A 16,801-nucleotide genomic window follows, 5' to 3' on the forward strand; every position below is an offset into this window, starting at 1 on the left:
ATGAACTGGGAAATCGTAATCGGCCTGGAAACGCACACCCAGCTTTCCACCGACTCCAAGATCTTTTCGGGCAGCAGCACCGAATTCGGCGCCGCGCCCAACACCCACGCCAACGAAGTCGACCTGGCCCTGCCCGGCAGCCTGCCGGTCATGAACCGCGGCGCCGCCGAACGCGCCATCCGCTTCGGCCTGGCGGTCGGCGCCGAGATCGCGCCGCGTTCGGTGTTCGCGCGCAAGAACTACTTCTACCCTGACCTGCCCAAGGGCTACCAGATCAGCCAGTACGAGCTGCCGGTGGTGGTGGGCGGTTCGCTGTCGTTCTTCGTCGGCGAGGAAGAAAAAACCGTCAACCTGACGCGCGCGCACCTGGAAGAAGACGCGGGCAAGTCCTCGCACGACAATTTCACCCTGGCCAACGGCTCGCCGGCCAGCGGCATCGACCTGAACCGCGCCGGCACGCCGTTGCTGGAAATCGTCACCGAACCGGAAATGCGCTCGGCCGCCGAGGCCGTGGCCTATGCCCGCGCCCTGCACAGCCTGGTCGTCTGGCTCGGCATCTGCGACGGCAACATGCAGGAAGGCTCGTTCCGCTGCGACGCCAACGTCTCGGTGCGCCCGGTCGGCCAGAAGGAATTCGGCACCCGCACCGAGATCAAGAACGTTAACTCGTTCCGCTTCCTGGAACGCGCCATCACCTACGAAGCGCGGCGCCAGATCGAGCTGATCGAGGACGGCGGCACGGTGGTCCAGGAAACCCGCCTGTACGACGCCGACCGCGACGAAACCCGCAGCATGCGCAGCAAGGAAGACGCGCACGACTACCGCTACTTCCCCGATCCCGACCTGCCCACGCTGGTGATCTCGCGCGAATGGGTCGACGAGGTCCGCGCCGCCATGCCGGAGCTGCCGGCCGCCCAGCGCGCCCGCTTCGAATCCGAGTACGGCCTGCCGGCCTACGACGCCGCGCAACTGACCGCCAGCCGCGACCTGGCCGCCTACTTCGAGGCCGTGGCGCACGCGCTGCCGGCCGGCCAGGCCAAGCTGGCCGCCAACTGGATCATGGGCGAAGTGGCCGCCACCCTGAACAAGGAAGAAAAGGCCATCGCCGACGCGCCGGTGCAGGCGCCAGCCCTGGCCGCGCTGATCAACCGCATCATCGACGGCACCATCTCCAACAAGATCGCGCGCGAAGTGTTCGGCGCCATGTGGGCCGGCGAGAACGGCGGCCAGCCCGACGCCATCATCGAAGCCCGCGGGCTCAAGCAGATCAGCGACAGCGGCGCCATCGGCGCCATGATCGACGAGGTGCTTGCGGCCAATCCGGCCATCGTCGAGGAATACCGCGCCGGCAAGCAGAAGGCGTTCAACTCGCTGGTCGGCCAGATCATGAAGGCCGCGCGCGGCAAGGCCAACCCGCAGCAGGTCAACGACCTGCTCAAGCAGAAGCTGGATAGCTGATCCCCGCGCCGGCCCGTCATCACGAGGACCGGCGCAGTATCAGACCGAACCGAAGGCCGCGGCATCTTGCCGCGGCTTTTTGTTTGGCCAAGAATGGTTCGGTCGATTTCGCGCCGGAGACTTGGCCATGAACTACATCGAGATCAGCAGCAACGACCTGCTGCACCGCTTCGCCGACTACCTGCAGGCCGTCAGCAACGGGCAGCATTTCATCATCGCCGTCGATGGCGTGCGTCGCGCCAGGCTAACCCCCGTCCTGCCCGAAACCTCGCTGGACGCCCACGACGCCCTGGAGGCCATGAAGCGGCTCAATACGGGGGCGGCCGTTCCCCACGAGATAATCCGCTCGTGGATCGAAGAGGGCCGGGAATGAACACCATCCACCTGGTGCCGGACGCGTCGGTCGCGCTTGCCTGGCTGCTGGATCGCGTCGACGTCCACGAATCGCTGTTGGCCCGGCATCTGCTCGAAGTTGCCCACGGTTCGCACAATACCGTGCCGCCCATCTGGCGCGTGGAGGTCGCGAACGGCGTCCTGCGCGCCGAACGCAGCCAGCGCATTTCCGATGGCCAGGTGTTCGCGTTCAACCAGCTTCTCGACACCCTGCCCATCACTCCCGATCCGAGCGACGCGGCTTCCAGCATTTCGCGCACCTGCCAGCTCGCCCGCGCCCACGGCCTGACGGCCTATGACGCCAGCTACCTCGAGCTCTCCATCAGGCATCGGGCCTGCCTTGCCACCTTTGACCGCAAGCTGGCGGATGCGGCGCGAGCCAGCGGCGTCACCGTATTCGGGCAACCTCACGGCGTTGCGGAACCCGCCGCGCGATACCTGTCTCAATGACAAAGGGCGGCCAACAGCCGCCCTTCGTACCGCAACCGGCCAGCCGGGCGCTACTTCACCCCGTACTTCGTCCGGTACGCCTGCACTGCGTCGCGGTGCTCGGCAAACGCGGCGTCGTCCTGCAGCAGCGCCATGATGTCCGCCAGCGATGCAATCGCCACCACCGGGATGCCATAGGTCTTGGCCACGTCCTGCACCGCCGAGTGCGCCGACAGCGCATCGTCGGCGCCCGCGCGCTCCATGCGGTCCATGGCAATCAGCACGGCGGCCGGCTCGGCGCCGGCGTTGCGGATGATCTCCACCGACTCGCGCACCGAGGTGCCCGCGGTGATCACGTCGTCGATGATGACGACCTTGCCCTTGAGCGGCGCGCCCACCAGGGTGCCGCCTTCGCCGTGGTCCTTGGCTTCCTTGCGGTTGTAGGCGAACGGCACGTCGCCGCGGCCCTGCATCGCCGGGTGGTTGGCCAGCGCGACGGCGGTGGCCGTGGCCAGCGGGATGCCCTTGTAGGCCGGGCCGAACAGCATGTCGAAGGCCACGCCCGAATCCAGCAGCGCCTGCGCATAGAAGCCTGCCAGCTTGCCGACCGAACCACCACTGTTGAACAGGCCCGCATTGAAGAAATAGGGACTGATACGGCCGGACTTGACCTTGAAGCTGCCGAAGCGCAGCACGCCTTCGTTCAGGGCGAAGCGGACAAAATCAAGCGAGGTGGCGGAGTTGGCAGAATGGGCGGCAGACATGCGAGCGGGGTCCGAGAGGTGGCAAACCCCGGCATTTTATCCGTTGTCGGGGCTATTGCCGGGCAACGTCGCCCAGTCGGTTAAATTCCTGGCATTGTTCCGGCCGTTCCCGGCCGCTCTACAGGAGTCCCGCTTTGCTGCGCATCACGTCGATCAACCTCAATGGCATCCGGTCCGCCTTCCGCAAGGGCCTGCAACCCTGGATGGAAAAGCACGCCGCCGACGTGCTGTGCCTGCAGGAAATCAAGGTGTCGGACGAGGATCTGACCGAGGATCTGCGCCACCCGCCCGGCTACACCGGCCACTTCCACCATGCCGTCAAGAAAGGCTACAGCGGCGTCGGCATCTATCTGCGTGATGCGGCCGAGCGCGTCAGCATCGGCCTGGGCTGCGAAGAATTCGATCCCGAGGGCCGCATCATCCGCGCCGACTGGAAGAACCTGTCGGTCATCAGCGCCTACCTGCCCTCGGGCTCCAGCGGCGACGAACGCCAGCAGGCCAAGTACCGCTTCCTGGACCGCTTCGGTCCGTGGATCGACGAACTGATGCACGAGCACAAGAAGACCGGCCGCGAATTCGTCATCTGCGGCGACTGGAACATCGCCCACAAGGAAATCGACCTGAAGAACTGGAAGGGCAACCTGAAGAATTCCGGTTTCCTGCCCGAGGAACGCGCCTGGCTGACCGACGTGTTCGACAAGCGCGGCTTCGTCGATGTGTTCCGCACCATCGACGAGCGGCCGGACCAGTACACCTGGTGGAGCAACCGCGGCCAGGCCTGGGCCAAGAACGTCGGGTGGCGTATCGATTACCAGATCGCCACGCCCGGCATCGCCGCCCGCGCCCGCAGCGTCGCGATCTATAAAGACGAACGCTTTTCCGACCACGCGCCGCTGACGATCGACTACGACGCCACGCTGTAGCAACCAGGCGGTGGGACGTCCGTTCCACCGCCTGACGCATGATCTGGCGCAAAGTATAATTAGGGACACACCAAAAGAAATCCGCCCGGCAAATATAGGACTCTGCCCCTGCTGCCGGGTGCATTCCCCTATGAAGCGCCCATGCCTTTCCTGCCGTGAACTTGGCATTATATTGGGGACGCATTAATTTTCCCTGTGAATTCAATGCCCCACCCTTCTCTCTATGGAACCCGGGGTGATCTCCCCGCCCTCCAAACCGCAATGCGACCCCAATAATTAAAGAAAAAAGCGCTTTGATATCAAGGTGATGGAGCAGCCCGCCGTTTTGCGCAGGGCAACAAATTAGCCCTACAATCTCGCACCAAGCCGGTGCAATCCGCACCAAAACGGAGATTCGACGCCCCGAAACAGCGCATCTCCGCACTCATTCGAAGCGCCCCCCAAGGAGATCATGTTGAAAGTGCAGCGTCTGGACGACTTCCTGCGTAGCGTCGCCGTGCGCGATCCGCAGCAACCGGAATTCATGCAAGCCGTCCAGGAGGTGATGCTGAGTCTGTGGCCTTTCATCGAAAAGCACCCCCACTACGCCGAGCACGCTTTGCTCGAGCGCCTGGTGGAACCGGAACGCGTGATCCAGTTCCGCGTGTGCTGGACCGACGACAAGGGCCAGGCGCAGGTCAACCGCGCTTTCCGCATCCAGCACAGTTCGGCCATCGGACCGTTCAAGGGCGGTATGCGTTTCCACCCCTCGGTGAACCTGTCGATCCTGAAGTTCCTGGCGTTCGAGCAGACTCTGAAGAACTCGCTGACCACGCTGCCCATGGGCGGCGGCAAGGGCGGCTCCGACTTCGACCCCAAGGGCAAGTCCGACGCCGAAGTCATGCGCTTCTGCCAGGCCCTGATGATCGAGCTGTACCGCCACCTGGGCCCGGACACCGACGTGCCGGCCGGCGATATCGGCGTGGGCGCGCGTGAAGTCGGCTTCATGGCCGGCATGATGAAAAAACTGTCGAACTCCACCGCCAGTGTCTTCACCGGCAAGGGCCTGACCTTCGGCGGCAGCCTGATCCGCCCCGAAGCCACCGGCTACGGCACCGTCTACTTCGCCGAGGAGATGCTCAAGCGCGTCGGCAAGTCGTTCGACGGCCTGCGCGTGTCGGTCTCGGGCTCGGGCAACGTGGCCCAGTACGCCATCGAAAAGGCCATGGCGCTGGGCGCCAAGGTGGTGACGGTGTCCGACTCGAACGGCACGGTGGTCGACGAAGCCGGCTTCAACCACGAAAAGCTGGTGGCGCTGATGCACGTCAAGAACGACCTGCGCGGCCGCCTGGACACCTATGCCCGCCAGTTCGGTCTGGTCTATGAGCCCGGCAAGCGTCCCTGGCACGTGCCGGTGGACGTGGCCCTGCCCTGCGCCACCCAGAACGAACTGGAACTGGCCGATGCCGAAACGCTGATCAAGAACGGCGTGCAATGCGTGGCCGAAGGCGCCAACATGCCCGCCACTCTGGACGCCGCCAAGGCCTTCATCGCCGCCCGCGTGCTGTACGCGCCGGGCAAGGCCAGCAACGCCGGCGGCGTGGCCGTGTCGGGCCTGGAAATGGCCCAGAACTCGGCCCGCCTGGCATGGACCCGCGAGGAAGTGGACGCGCGCCTGCACGCCATCATGCGCGATATCCACGAGAATTGCGTGCGCCACGGCCACAGCGAGCGCGAATACGTGAACTACCTGGACGGCGCCAACATCGCCGGCTTCGTCAAGGTCGCCGACGCAATGCGCCAGCAAGGGCTGTACTGATCGACAGGCCGGCGCCCCATTGTGGGGGTACCGGCCAGCGACAAAAAAGGCGGCAGGCTGTTCGAGCCTGCCGCCTTTTTTTGTTCTGGGCCGCGCGCGGCGGGATCAGTGCTTCATCGCGCCGTGATCGTGGCTCATGCCGGGGTTGTGCGAGGCCGGCTTGACCTTGAACTGCACCGCCACCTCGCCCGCCTTCTCGAACTTCAACGTGGCGGGCACCGTGGCGCCTTCGGCGAACGGCGCCTTCAGCTTGATGAACATGACGTGGTAACCCCCGGGGGCCAGCTTGACCTCGCCGTCGGCCGGCAGCGCGATGCCGCCCTCGACCTGGCGCATCTTGGCCACGCCGTTGGTGGTCTCGACCGTGTGCAGCTCGACCCGCTCGGCGGCGTCGGACGAGATCGACAGCAGGCGATCGGGGGTCTTTGCATCGTTGTCGATGTCCATGTAGCCGGCGCCGTTGGACTGGCCCGGGGCGGACGCACGCACCCAGAGATCGTCGATCTCGACCTGGCCGACCTTGTAGTCCTTGGCCCAGGCCGAACCGGCCGCGCACAGGCCCAGGACGGCAACAGCGGCGAACTTGCGGATGTTCATGGGGTGTTCTCCTATGGGTTAACGCCGCCGGACCAGGCTGCGGGCGGCTGACAGAACCGAGTCGGTCAAAGCTTCCATCGCTTCGGAGTTTACCCGCCAATGCTGCCAGTACAGCGGCACGTCCTCCCAGGCGCGGCCCCGCAGCAGCATCAGATGACCTGCATCAAGGTGTTCCTGCACCAGCGGCAGCGGATTCATGGTCCAGCCCAGGCCCCCCAGGGTGGCCTGCACGAAGGCGCGGGTCGACGGCACCCACCAGACCGGCGGTTGCCATGGCGCCGGGTCCGAGATCTTGTGGGCGAAACGGGCCTGCAACGCATCCTTGCGGTTGAACACCAGCACCGGCGCCTGCGCCAGTGTCTGCGCATTCACGCCCTGCGCGAAATAGCGCTTGTGGAAGGCCGGGGTACACGTCGCCACATAGCGCATGCTGCCCAGCGCATGGATGCGGCAGCCTTGCACCGGATCGGCCAGCGTCGTCACCGCGCCCAGCACCGACCCGTTGCGCAGCAGCGCGGCGGTGTGGTCCTGGTCCTCGGACTGCATGTCGAGCGTGGCGCGGGTACGGCTGGAGAACTGCAGCGCCGCCTCGACGAACCAGGTCTCAAGGCTGTCGTGGTTGACCGCGATGGGGATGCTGGCGTGCGGCACGTCGTCGTCCGCCACGCCCAGCCGGTTCAGCGCGTCGTGTTCCAGCAGCGCGGTCTGCTCGGCCAGCTGCACCAGCACCTGGCCATCGCCGGTGGCCGCGGCGGGCACGGTGCGCTGGACCAGCAGCCTTCCCATGCGGTCTTCGAGCGCCTTGATCCGCTGCGACACCGCCGACGGCGTCACGCTCAACGCCAACGCGGCGCGTTCGAAACTGCCTTCGCGCACCACCGCCGCCAGGGCGCGCAGGTTGCCGTGATCGATTTTCATAGAATTAGTTTTGCTTAAGATAATGAAGCAAAATTAGCTGTATTTCATACCAGTGACAAGCGAAAATGATGCATTGTCGGCATGCGCAACGCTGCCGGCCCGGTATTCCAAGCGCCGCCACAAGGCGTTGCAGTCAAAAGGTTCGCGTCATGTTCGCCACGTTGTCATCTCCCCTCTTTCTCACCGCCTGGGCCAGCGGCACGGCCACGGGGCTGGGCCTGTTCGCCGTCGTCGGCGCGCAAAGCGCATTCATCCTGCGCCAGGGATTGATGCGCGCGCACCTGCTGTCGGTGGTTGCCATCTGCGCGTTGATCGACGCCGTCTTCATCTTCGCCAGCGTGTCGGGCCTGCAGGCCTTGACGGCCTGGTTCCCCTGGCTGACCACGGCGGTGCTGTGGTTCGGCGTGGCCTTCCTGTCCTGGTACGCGCTGCAATCGGCGCGCCGCGCCTGGAACGCCACCGGCGGGCTGGCCGCCGCGCGCGACGTGGTGCCCTCGCGCCGCGCCGCGATGCTGGGCGCGCTGGGCTTTTCGTTGCTGAACCCGCATTTCTGGCTCGACATGGTGGTGGTGGGCTCGCTGGCCCACGGTTTCGAGGATGCCCGCATGGCGTTCGCCGCCGGCGCCTTCACCGCCAGCCTGCTGTGGCTGGCCGTGCTGGGCATCGGTTCGCGCCTGTTCGCGCGCTTCTTCGCCAGCGCCTCGGCCTGGCGCGTGCTCGACGGCGTCATCGCCGTGGTCATGGCGGGCCTGGCGATCAGCCTGGCGGTCAAGGGCGTCTGAGGGTTGGCGCAGTCGCGCTGGCTGGACGGCTACGGGACGGGTCGTTGCGCAGGCGGCGGAAATACGGGGACGGGCTAGCCAGCCAGGCACTTTTATAATCGCCGCGTTGCCACTCTTTCGTCGGGCGCATGGCCGGCCCGCCAGACGATCATGCGCGGACCCTCCCCTTCCAAAGACGTGCGCCTGCCGCCGCTGGCCGCCATCCAGGCCTTCGAGGCCGCCGCCCGGCTCGGTTCGTTCGAGCGCGCCAGCGAAGAACTGTTCGTCACCGCCAGCGCCATCGGCAAGCGCATCGCCGCGCTCGAGGCGCAGCTCGACGTCACCCTGTTCATCCGCAGCAGCCGCGGCGCCACCCTGAGCGCCGCCGGGCGCGAATACCTGGAACAAGTGCGCACCGCGCTGGACCTGCTGTCCGATGCCTCGCTGCACAAGCGCGGCGAGCCCAAGCTCGAACCCCTGCGGGTGGTGTCCACCCCGACCTTTGCCCGCCAGGTGCTGATCCCCGCCCTGCCTGGCTTCACCGCCGCGCACCCGGACGTCGAGCTGGAAATCATGCTGTCCATTCCCTACCTGGACATCATGCCGCCGAACGCGGACGTCTGGATCCGCTTCGGCAGCGGCAAATATCCCGGCCTGCACGCGCGGCCGCTGACCACCGATCCGGTGTTCGCGGTCTGCTCGCCCGCCTACCGCGATGCGCACGGACCGTTCGAACGCCCGCAGGACCTGTCGCGCGCCGCCCTGCTGCGCTGCCCGATGGAGCCATGGCGTCCCTGGCTGGCGGCGGCCGGGCTCGACTGGCCCGAACCCGCGCGCGGCGTCTGGCTGGTCGACCTGGGCATGATGCTGGCGGCGGCCCGAGCCGGCCAGGGCATCGCGCTGACCCGCCGCACGCTGGCGGCCGAGTGGCTGGACGAGGGCAAATTGCTGCGGGTGCTCGACATCGAGACGGCGGGTGAATCCCAGTACTACCTGTGTACTGAAATCTCGCGCCCTCCGGGCGGCGCGGCCCAAGCGTTTTCCCTATGGCTGGCCGCCGTCTGTGAACGCGCGGCCCAATGGCCACGGGCTTCTTCGGCCAAGCCGGAATAAATTTCCAGCCCCGGGCGGAAGGAAATTCCGCGCGCCGCCTCGCGTCGCTGGCTAGCATGCGCCCAACATGGCCTGCGCGCGCAAACCGGCTCCGCGCGCCGGGCCTGCCCCGATCTTTGGCCGTCCCATGCTGCATCGCAATGCCGGGCCGTCGGCGGGTGCGACGGTACTAGGTATTTACGCGGAAAAACCCCGCCGGGTCAGATTCGCGTAAGCGATTAAGCAGACAGTCACAACACGCAACAGGAGTGCGCCACCCACCTTCTTCACGCCGCCTGGCGCCGGCACACGGTTTTCCACGCAGTTCTACCAATTACAACGGAGACATCCATGGATTTTCGTTTGAAGCTGCTTGCAGGAACCCTTGCTTTTGCCGTATCGGCCGCGGGCTACGCCGCCGACCCCATCAAGATCGGCGTGGCCGGCCCCTATACGGGCGGCTCTTCATCCATGGGGGTGAGCATGCGCGACGGCGTGCGCCTGGCCATCGAGGAAATCAACAAGAATGGCGGCGTGCTCGGCCGGCAACTGGTCGCGGTGGAACGCGACGACGAAGCCAAGAACGAGCGCGGCGTGCAGATCGCCCAGGAACTGATCAACAAGGAACAGGTCACCGCCACGGTCGGCTACATCAACACCGGCGTGGCGCTGGCCTCGCAACGCTTCTACCAGGACGCCAAGATCCCGGTGTTCAACAACGTGGCCACCGGCAGCGTCATCACGCACCAGTTCAAGGCGCCCGAATACCCGGACAACTACGTATTCCGCAACGCGGCGCACGACAGCATCCAGGCGCCGATGATCGTCGAAGAGGCCATCACCCGCCGCGGCTTCAAGAAGGTCGCGATCCTGGCCGACTCCACCAACTACGGCCAGCTCGGCCGCGAGGACCTGGAAAAGGCCCTGGACGCCAAGGGCATCAAGCCTGTGGCCGTCGAGAAGTTCAACATCAAGGACGTCGACATGACGGCCCAGCTGCTCAAGGCCAAGGCCGCGGGCGCCGAAGCCGTGCTGACCTACGGCATCGGCCCCGAGCTGGCGCAGATCGCCAACGGCATGGCCAAGCTGGGCTGGAAGGTGCCGATCATCGGCAGCTGGACGCTGTCGATGGCCAACTACATCGACAACTCCGGCGCCAACGGCGAAGGCGCGCGCATGCCGCAGACCTTCATCCAGGATCCGGATACGCCCAAGCGCAAGGCCTTCATCGATGCCTACCTGGCCAAGTTCAAGCCCAAGAACAATCGCATCGACTCGCCGGTGTCGGCGGCCCAGGGCTATGACTCGATCTTCCTGCTGGCTGCCGCCATCAAGCAGGCCAACTCCACCGAAGGCCCGAAGATCCGTGAAGCGCTCGAGAACCTGCAGACGCCGGTCGAGGGCGTGGTGATGACCTACAACAAGCCCTTCACCCACGACAACCACGACGCCATCGGCGCCAAGGAAGTGGTCATCGGCGAGGTCAAGGGCGGCCGCGTGGTCAAGGCCAACTAAGTTCGTCCGAAGCAGTGCGGCGGCGGCTGCCCAGCCGCCGCCGCCGGCGTTCCCGCGCGCGGGGCGCCGGCATGCAGTCGCCTGACAACAGCGTTCTGCCCAAGGGGGTTGGGACGGAACACAGCGCCTCACGACACACACCATGATTCTTCTACAGCTTATCTATAGCGGTATCGCGCTGGGCATGATCTATGCCGTCATCGCGTTCGGGTACCAGCTCACTTTCGCCACATCCGGCACCCTGAACTTCGGCCAGGGCGAAGCCCTGATGCTGGGCGCGCTGGTCGGGCTCACGCTGGTCGGCCTGGGCGTGAACTATTGGGTCATGATTCCCATCGTCTGCATCTTCGGCTTCGCGCAAGGCGCGCTGGTCGAGCGGGTCGGCGTGCGGCCGGCCATCAAGACGCGGTCCGAATTCGGCTGGATCATGGCCACCATCGCCCTGGGCATCATCTTCAAGAACGTGGCCGAGAACATCTGGGGCCGCGACGACCTGCGATTCCCCTCGCCGCTGCCCGAGGCGCCGATCGAGGTGCTGGGCGCGAACGTGCTGCCGATGGAACTGCTGGTGGTGTTCGGCGCGCTGGCCATGATGCTGCTGGTGGAACTGTTCAACCGCAAGTCCATCTACGGCAAGGCTTTCGTCGCCACGTCCAATGACCGCGACGCCGCCGGGCTGATGGGCATCAACACCGGCATGGTGATCACGTTTTCGTATGCCCTGTCGTCGCTGACGGCCGCCTTCGCGGGCGTGCTGGTGGCGCCGCTGACGCTGACCGGCGCCACCATGGGCGCGGTGCTGGGCCTGAAAGCCTTCGCGGTCGCCATCATCGGCGGCCTGTCCAGCGGCATGGGCGTGGTGGTGGGCGGCCTGATCCTGGGGATCGCCGAAACCACCACCGGTTTCTATCTTTCGACGGGGTACAAAGACGTGCCGGGACTGGTCCTGCTGCTGCTCGTACTGACCTTCAAACCCGCCGGCCTGTTCGGCAAGACCGCGATCAAGAAGGTGTAAGCGATGAAACCCCTGCACCTGCTGCTTTCCATCGTGGCGGTGGCCTGCCTGGCCGCCGTGCCCCTGGGCGTGACCAACACGTACTACCTGCACCTGATCGAAACCATCATGATCTATTCGATCCTGCTGTTCGGGCTCGATATCGTGGTGGGCTACACCGGCCAGGTGTCGCTGGGCCATGCCGGCCTGTTCGGCATCGGCTCGTATGTCGCCGGCGTGCTGTTCTTCCATCTGCAGATGCCGATATGGGTGATCCTGCCGGCCGCCATCCTGATCGCGGCGGCTTTCGGCGCGGTGCTGGCGTTGCCGGCGCTGCGGGTCACCGGACCCTACCTGGCGATGGTGACGCTGGCCTTCGGCACCATCATCCAGATCCTGATCAACGAGATGACCTTCCTGACCGAAGGCCCGCTCGGCATCAAGATCCCCAAACCGTCGATCGGCGGCCACATCCTGACCAAGAGCGAGTACTTCTGGCTGGTGGCGGCGTTGCTGGTGCTGTCGCTGATCGTGGTGCACCGGATCCTCAAATCGCACCTGGGCCGCTCGTTCGAGGCCCTGCGCGACAGCCCGATCGCCTCGGACTGCATGGGCGTGTCGGTCTATCGCCACAAGGTGTTCGCCTTCGTCATCAGCGCCGGCTTCGCCGGCCTGGCGGGCGCGCTGTATTCCTACTCCGAGCAGTACATCTCGCCCAACACCTACAACTTCGAACTCACCATCCTGTTCCTGCTGGCCATCATCATGGGCGGGCGCAAGAGCCGCACCGGGGCGCTGCTGGGCGCATCGATCATCGTGCTGCTGCCCAAGATGCTGGACGACATCGCCACCTTCCGCCTGATCGCGCTGGGCGTGGCGATCCTGGTGACGGTGGGCAGCGCGATCGCCATCTCCAAGGGCCGCACCGAGGCCCGCCGGGTGGCGGTGCCGGTGGTCGGCACCATCCTGCTGGCGGTGTTCTCGTATTGGCTGGAGGCGGTGACCGACTGGCGCCTGACGATCTTCGGCGCCATGATCCTGTTCGTCGTGTACTACCTGCCCGACGGCATCGTCGGCTTCGTGCGCAACCTGTTCTTCTCGACCCGCCGCGCGGCGCTGTCGGTCAAGAAGGACCTGGTCAAGGAACAGGAAGCGGTGCCCGACGCGGCGCGGGGCCATGGCGAAACGCTGTTGGCGGCCAAGCAGGTGCTGATGCAGTTCGGCGGCCTGAAGGCGCTGAACCAGGTCGACCTGACGGTCAAGCGCGGCACCATCCATGGGCTGATCGGACCGAACGGTTCGGGCAAGAGCACCATGATGAATGTGCTGACAGGCATCTATGTGCCCACGGCGGGCGCGGTGGAATTCGGCGGCAAGTCACTGGTGGGCCTGGCGCCGGCCGACATCGCCGCCACGGGCATCGCCCGCACCTTCCAGAACGTGCAGCTGTTCGGCGAGATGACGGCGCTGGAGAACGTGCTGGTGGGCCTGCACCACACCTTCACGACGGGACTGGCGGGCATCGCGCTGCGCACGCCGAAGTGGAAGGGCGAGGAACAAGGCGCGCGCGCCCGCGCCCTGGCGCTGCTGGAATTCGTAGGGTTGGAGGACCTGGCCAGCGAAGAGGCCCGCAACCTGCCCTATGGCAAGCAACGCCTGCTGGAAATCGCCCGCGCGCTGGCGCTGGACCCGCAATTGCTGCTGCTGGACGAGCCGGCCGCCGGCCTGACGGCGCCGGATATCGCCGAGCTGCTGACGATCATCCGCAAGGTGCGCGACCACGGCATTACGCTGATCCTGATCGAGCATCACATGGATGTGGTGATGGGGGTGTGCGACACCGTGTCGGTGCTGGACTTCGGCCAGAAGATCGCCGAGGGGCTGCCCAATGAAGTGCAGAGCAACGCCAAGGTTATCGAGGCGTATCTGGGCGGCGCGCCCGCCTGACGCCAAGGACGACAACATGCTATCGATCAAGAATCTGGAAGCGGGCTACGGGAAGGTGAAGGTGCTGCACGGCATCAGCATGGAGGTCCCGAAGGCCAAGGTGGTGACGTTGATCGGCTCGAACGGGGCCGGCAAGACGACGACGATGCGGGCGCTGTCGGGGATGATCCGGCCGACCGCGGGCGAGGTCACGCTGGGCGGCAAGCGCATCGACGGACTGGAATCGCATCGGATCGCGCGGCTGGGGCTGGCGCATTCGCCGGAAGGACGGCGGGTGTTTCCGACACTGTCCGTCACGGACAACCTGCTGCTGGGCGCGTTTCCGCGCCTGACGGGGAGCCGGCCCAAGGGTGACGTGCAGGCGGACCTGGGGCGGGCGATGGATCTGTTTCCGAGGCTGAAGGAGCGGCGCGAGCAACTGGCGGGGACGCTGTCTGGCGGCGAGCAGCAGATGCTGGCGATGGCGCGGGCGGTGATGCTGAATCCGGAATTGGTGCTGCTGGATGAGCCGTCGATGGGGTTGGCGCCGATCCTGGTGGAAGAGGTGTTCCGGATCATTGCGCGGCTCAAGGATGAAGGGGTGACGATGTTGCTGGTCGAGCAGTTTGCGGCGGCGGCGCTCAATGTCGCGGATTATGGGTATGTGTTGGAGAACGGGCGGATTTCTGTGCATGGGAGTGCGGAGAAGTTGAAGCATGATCCGGCTGTGGTGGCGGCTTATCTTGGGGGGGCGCATTGAGTTTTTGCTGACATGGGGTTGAGTTCTTGAGCCGCACGGCGGGGCGGCGGGCGGTGGCGGGCGGGGCTACGATTGCGGTCCGGAGCCTTCGCTCCGGACTGCCCCGTTGTCAACCTCGTACGCCTTCGGCTCCCTACGGTTTCCCTCGGGCGCATCTACACGCCCCGCCCGCCACCGCCCGCCGCCCCGCCGTGCTCGCGATTGCTTTGGTTCCGGCGTTGCTGGGGTGAGCCGTGTGCTTGGCGTTCTTTTGCCGTGGGTGTTCTCGCTGAAGATCTTGCAGGGCCCGCCCAAAGGCGGCCGCGCGGGCGGCCTTTTTGGGCTTACGCGACTTGGTGTGTTGGCGGATGACGCTGCGCGCTGGGGGAAGCGGCTTGGCGGGTCGCCTGCTCTTGGAGTGGGGCGGATGAAAAAAGGCAGGATTGCGCTTGGTGCAATCCTGCCTTTGCTTTTGGCGCGCGCAACGCGCGCTTTGCTTAGACGTTGATGGTCAGGGTGACGTCGATGTTGCCGCGGGTGGCGTTCGAGTAGGGGCAGACGATGTGGGCGGCGGCGACGAGTTTTTCGGCTTCGGCGCGGTCCATGCCGGGCAGCGAGATCTTCAGCTCGGCTTCGATGCCGAAACCGGTGGGGATGGGGCCGATGCCGACCGAGCCGTCGATGGTGGCGTTGGCGGGCATGGCGATCTTGTCGCGGCCGGCGACGAACTTCATGGCGCCCATGAAGCAGGCCGAATAGCCGACGGCGAACAGTTGCTCGGGGTTGGTGCCCGCGGCGCCGGCGCCGCCCAGTTCCTTCGGGGTGGTCAGCTTGACGTTCAGGTTGCCGTCGCTGGAGACGCCGGTGCCTTCACGGCCGCCGGTAACGTGGGCGTGGGCGCGGTAGAGGACTTTTTCGATGGACATGGTGCTTTCCTTTTGGATGAAGGTGAGGGACTGCCGGGCTGGCGGGACCGTTCCCGCTTCGACCCTTACTGATTTGATAGCACACTATTACATCGTGCGCTATTTATACCCGGGAATGACAGCGATTGCCATCATCCCCCGCAAAGACTGCGAATCAAAGACTGCTGACCAACTTTTCCCGCAATTCGTGCAACGACTTCATGGTGCCCTGCGCCTCTTCCAGCGAACACTGGGCCGCTGCGGCGATGGCGTGGGGCACGGCTTCGGCCTGGTTGCGCAGGTCGCGGCCCTGCCGGGTCAGGGTGACGATGACCTGGCGTTCGTCATCCTGCGCGCGGGTCCGGGTAACCAGGCCCGCCGCTTCCAGCCGCTTGAGTAGCGGCGTCAGGGTGGCCGAGTCCAGGAACAGGCGTTCGCCGATGTCGGTGACCGTGATTTCGTCGCGTTCCCACAGCACCAGCATGACCAGGTACTGCGGGTACGTCAGATCCAGGCCGCGCAGCAGCTTGCGGTACACCTTGTTCATCGCCAGCGAGGTCGAGTACAGGGCGAAACACAGCTGGCTGTCTAGCAGCAGCGGGTTGAATGCGCTTTTGGGCTGGGATCTGGATTTCATTGCGCAATATTAAATAGCGCGCTATTTATCGTCAAGCACTTTTTCATCCGACTTTTGTAACCGCAGCGAATCACACGACTCAGGCGGCGTGTTCGCCTTCCAGCGCGCCGCGGTCGGAGCCGTACAGCTTCAGGCCATCCAGGTCCAGCACCCGCACGGCGCCATACTCGACGTTCAGCAGCCCGGCCTCTTCCAGCTTGCGCAGCGCCTGGTTGGCGCGCTGGCGCGAGACCCGCGCCAGGTAGCCGACCTCTTCCTGCGTGATGGTCAGGCGCATGCCCATGCCCGGGTACAGCAACGGATTGAACAGTTCCGCCAGGCAGCGCGCCACCCGGGCGTCCGGATCCAGCAGGCGATCGTATTCGGCCTTGCCGATGAACTGGGCGACGCGCTCGTTCAACTGGTGCAGCAGGTAGCGGTTAAAGGGGATGCTGGTGTCCAGCAGCCAGTCGAAGGTGGCAGCCGGCAGGCGGGCGACGACGGAATCGCGCAGCGCCACGATGTCGTACTTGCGGACTTCACGCTTGAGCAGCGAGCCTTCGCCGATCCAGCCGCCGGCGGGCACGCCGGTCAGCGACGCAACCTTGCCTTCGGCATTTCCCACCGACACCTTCACCAGGCCGGCCAGCACGCCGATCCAAGCCTGGGCGAGTTCGCCTTTGCGCTCTATGATCGACCCGGCGGCAACCTGCTGCACGGACAGGTCTCGCTCGACGCGCGCTTGCTGCTCGGCGTCGAGTACGCGAAACCAGGCCGCGGCCAGTTGCAGGGAGTCGGATAGCTGCATCGGGAATACCCTAAAAGTTCCTTGAATGTCGCGATGGTGACAGTTGGTAGCAACCCAACCTTATACCTTAACTCCTGCCGTAAATCTAAAACCAACTGGTCAAGCGCAACCTCCCGTGCGCCGCATCTCGCGGCAGCGGGCGCGATGCGCCCAAACCGGAGGAGA

17 protein-coding genes are annotated in these 16,801 nt (G+C 65.5%); 11 read left to right on the forward strand and 6 right to left on the reverse strand.

Annotated features, from left to right (window positions below; all coding sequences use genetic code 11):
* The 3 genes from gatB (at position 1) to ACVN9Z_RS05730 (ending at position 2,301) form a co-directional block, all read left to right on the forward strand.
* Entirely contained in the window at positions 1–1,458 is a 1,458-nt protein-coding gene (gene gatB / locus ACVN9Z_RS05720; RefSeq protein ID WP_458213219.1) for an Asp-tRNA(Asn)/Glu-tRNA(Gln) amidotransferase subunit GatB, read from the forward strand.
* Between the two features lie 127 nt (positions 1,459–1,585).
* Positions 1,586–1,831: a hypothetical protein gene (locus ACVN9Z_RS05725; RefSeq protein WP_026382118.1), complete on the forward strand. Its 246-nt coding sequence runs from the start codon at positions 1,586–1,588 to the stop codon at positions 1,829–1,831.
* A complete protein-coding gene (locus ACVN9Z_RS05730; protein ID WP_060720936.1) occupies positions 1,828–2,301 on the forward strand; it encodes a type II toxin-antitoxin system VapC family toxin in 474 nt (157 codons plus the stop codon). The genes ACVN9Z_RS05725 and ACVN9Z_RS05730 overlap by 4 nt, the downstream gene beginning before the upstream one ends.
* A 50-nt stretch (positions 2,302–2,351) precedes the next feature.
* Here the strand turns inward: ACVN9Z_RS05730 and pyrE are convergent, their stop codons facing one another.
* Positions 2,352–3,044, reverse strand: a complete 693-nt coding sequence (gene pyrE, locus ACVN9Z_RS05735) for an orotate phosphoribosyltransferase (protein WP_006389849.1) — start codon at positions 3,042–3,044, stop codon at positions 2,352–2,354.
* A 134-nt stretch (positions 3,045–3,178) separates the two neighbouring features.
* On the opposite strand from pyrE, the gene ACVN9Z_RS05740 reads away from it, so the two are divergent.
* Both ACVN9Z_RS05740 and gdhA read left to right on the forward strand, forming a co-directional pair.
* Entirely contained in the window at positions 3,179–3,967 is a 789-nt protein-coding gene (locus ACVN9Z_RS05740; RefSeq protein WP_006389848.1) for an exodeoxyribonuclease III, read from the forward strand.
* 451 nt (positions 3,968–4,418) lie between these two features.
* Complete coding sequence (gdhA, locus tag ACVN9Z_RS05745) at positions 4,419–5,765, forward strand: NADP-specific glutamate dehydrogenase (RefSeq protein WP_006389847.1); 1,347 nt, start codon at positions 4,419–4,421, stop codon at positions 5,763–5,765.
* 105 nt (positions 5,766–5,870) lie between these two features.
* Here gdhA and ACVN9Z_RS05750 read toward each other — a convergent pair whose 3' ends face one another.
* Positions 5,871–6,362, reverse strand: a complete 492-nt coding sequence (locus ACVN9Z_RS05750) for a copper chaperone PCu(A)C (RefSeq protein ID WP_020925962.1) — start codon at positions 6,360–6,362, stop codon at positions 5,871–5,873.
* Between the two features lie 18 nt (positions 6,363–6,380).
* On the reverse strand, positions 6,381–7,280 hold the full coding sequence (locus ACVN9Z_RS05755; protein WP_006389845.1) for a LysR family transcriptional regulator ArgP: 900 nt from the start codon (positions 7,278–7,280) through the stop codon (positions 6,381–6,383).
* A gap of 149 nt (positions 7,281–7,429) precedes the next feature.
* Here ACVN9Z_RS05755 and ACVN9Z_RS05760 point away from each other — a divergent pair, with 149 nt between their 5' ends.
* The 6 genes from ACVN9Z_RS05760 to ACVN9Z_RS05785 all read left to right on the forward strand — a co-directional run bounded on the left by ACVN9Z_RS05760 (position 7,430) and on the right by ACVN9Z_RS05785 (position 14,328).
* Positions 7,430–8,062 carry a LysE/ArgO family amino acid transporter gene (locus ACVN9Z_RS05760; protein WP_006389844.1) on the forward strand — a complete coding sequence of 211 codons (633 nt, stop codon included), beginning with the start codon at positions 7,430–7,432 and terminating at the stop codon, positions 8,060–8,062.
* A 150-nt stretch (positions 8,063–8,212) separates the two neighbouring features.
* Complete coding sequence (locus ACVN9Z_RS05765; RefSeq protein ID WP_035184243.1) at positions 8,213–9,154, forward strand: LysR substrate-binding domain-containing protein; 942 nt, start codon at positions 8,213–8,215, stop codon at positions 9,152–9,154.
* Positions 9,155–9,484: 330 nt separating this feature from the next.
* Positions 9,485–10,648, forward strand: a complete 1,164-nt coding sequence (locus tag ACVN9Z_RS05770; RefSeq protein WP_006389842.1) for an ABC transporter substrate-binding protein — start codon at positions 9,485–9,487, stop codon at positions 10,646–10,648.
* A 142-nt stretch (positions 10,649–10,790) separates the two neighbouring features.
* Positions 10,791–11,663 carry a branched-chain amino acid ABC transporter permease gene (locus ACVN9Z_RS05775; RefSeq protein WP_006389841.1) on the forward strand — a complete coding sequence of 291 codons (873 nt, stop codon included), beginning with the start codon at positions 10,791–10,793 and terminating at the stop codon, positions 11,661–11,663.
* A gap of 3 nt (positions 11,664–11,666) precedes the next feature.
* Entirely contained in the window at positions 11,667–13,589 is a 1,923-nt protein-coding gene (locus tag ACVN9Z_RS05780) for a branched-chain amino acid ABC transporter ATP-binding protein/permease (protein ID WP_006389840.1), read from the forward strand.
* Between the two features lie 16 nt (positions 13,590–13,605).
* A complete protein-coding gene (locus ACVN9Z_RS05785) occupies positions 13,606–14,328 on the forward strand; it encodes an ABC transporter ATP-binding protein (RefSeq protein WP_047992089.1) in 723 nt (240 codons plus the stop codon).
* A gap of 476 nt (positions 14,329–14,804) precedes the next feature.
* Here ACVN9Z_RS05785 and ACVN9Z_RS05790 read toward each other — a convergent pair whose 3' ends face one another.
* From ACVN9Z_RS05790 to ACVN9Z_RS05800, 3 genes are all read right to left on the reverse strand, one after another.
* Positions 14,805–15,233 (reverse strand): organic hydroperoxide resistance protein, encoded by a 429-nt coding sequence (locus ACVN9Z_RS05790; RefSeq protein ID WP_006389838.1) that lies wholly within the window; start codon positions 15,231–15,233, stop codon positions 14,805–14,807.
* A gap of 154 nt (positions 15,234–15,387) precedes the next feature.
* Positions 15,388–15,849 (reverse strand): MarR family winged helix-turn-helix transcriptional regulator, encoded by a 462-nt coding sequence (locus tag ACVN9Z_RS05795; protein WP_020925958.1) that lies wholly within the window; start codon positions 15,847–15,849, stop codon positions 15,388–15,390.
* 79 nt (positions 15,850–15,928) lie between these two features.
* Positions 15,929–16,636, reverse strand: a complete 708-nt coding sequence (locus ACVN9Z_RS05800) for a Crp/Fnr family transcriptional regulator (protein WP_006389836.1) — start codon at positions 16,634–16,636, stop codon at positions 15,929–15,931.
* Positions 16,637–16,801: the final 165 nt, after the last annotated feature.

It is taken from the genome of Achromobacter sp. KK8 (assembly GCF_054188005.1).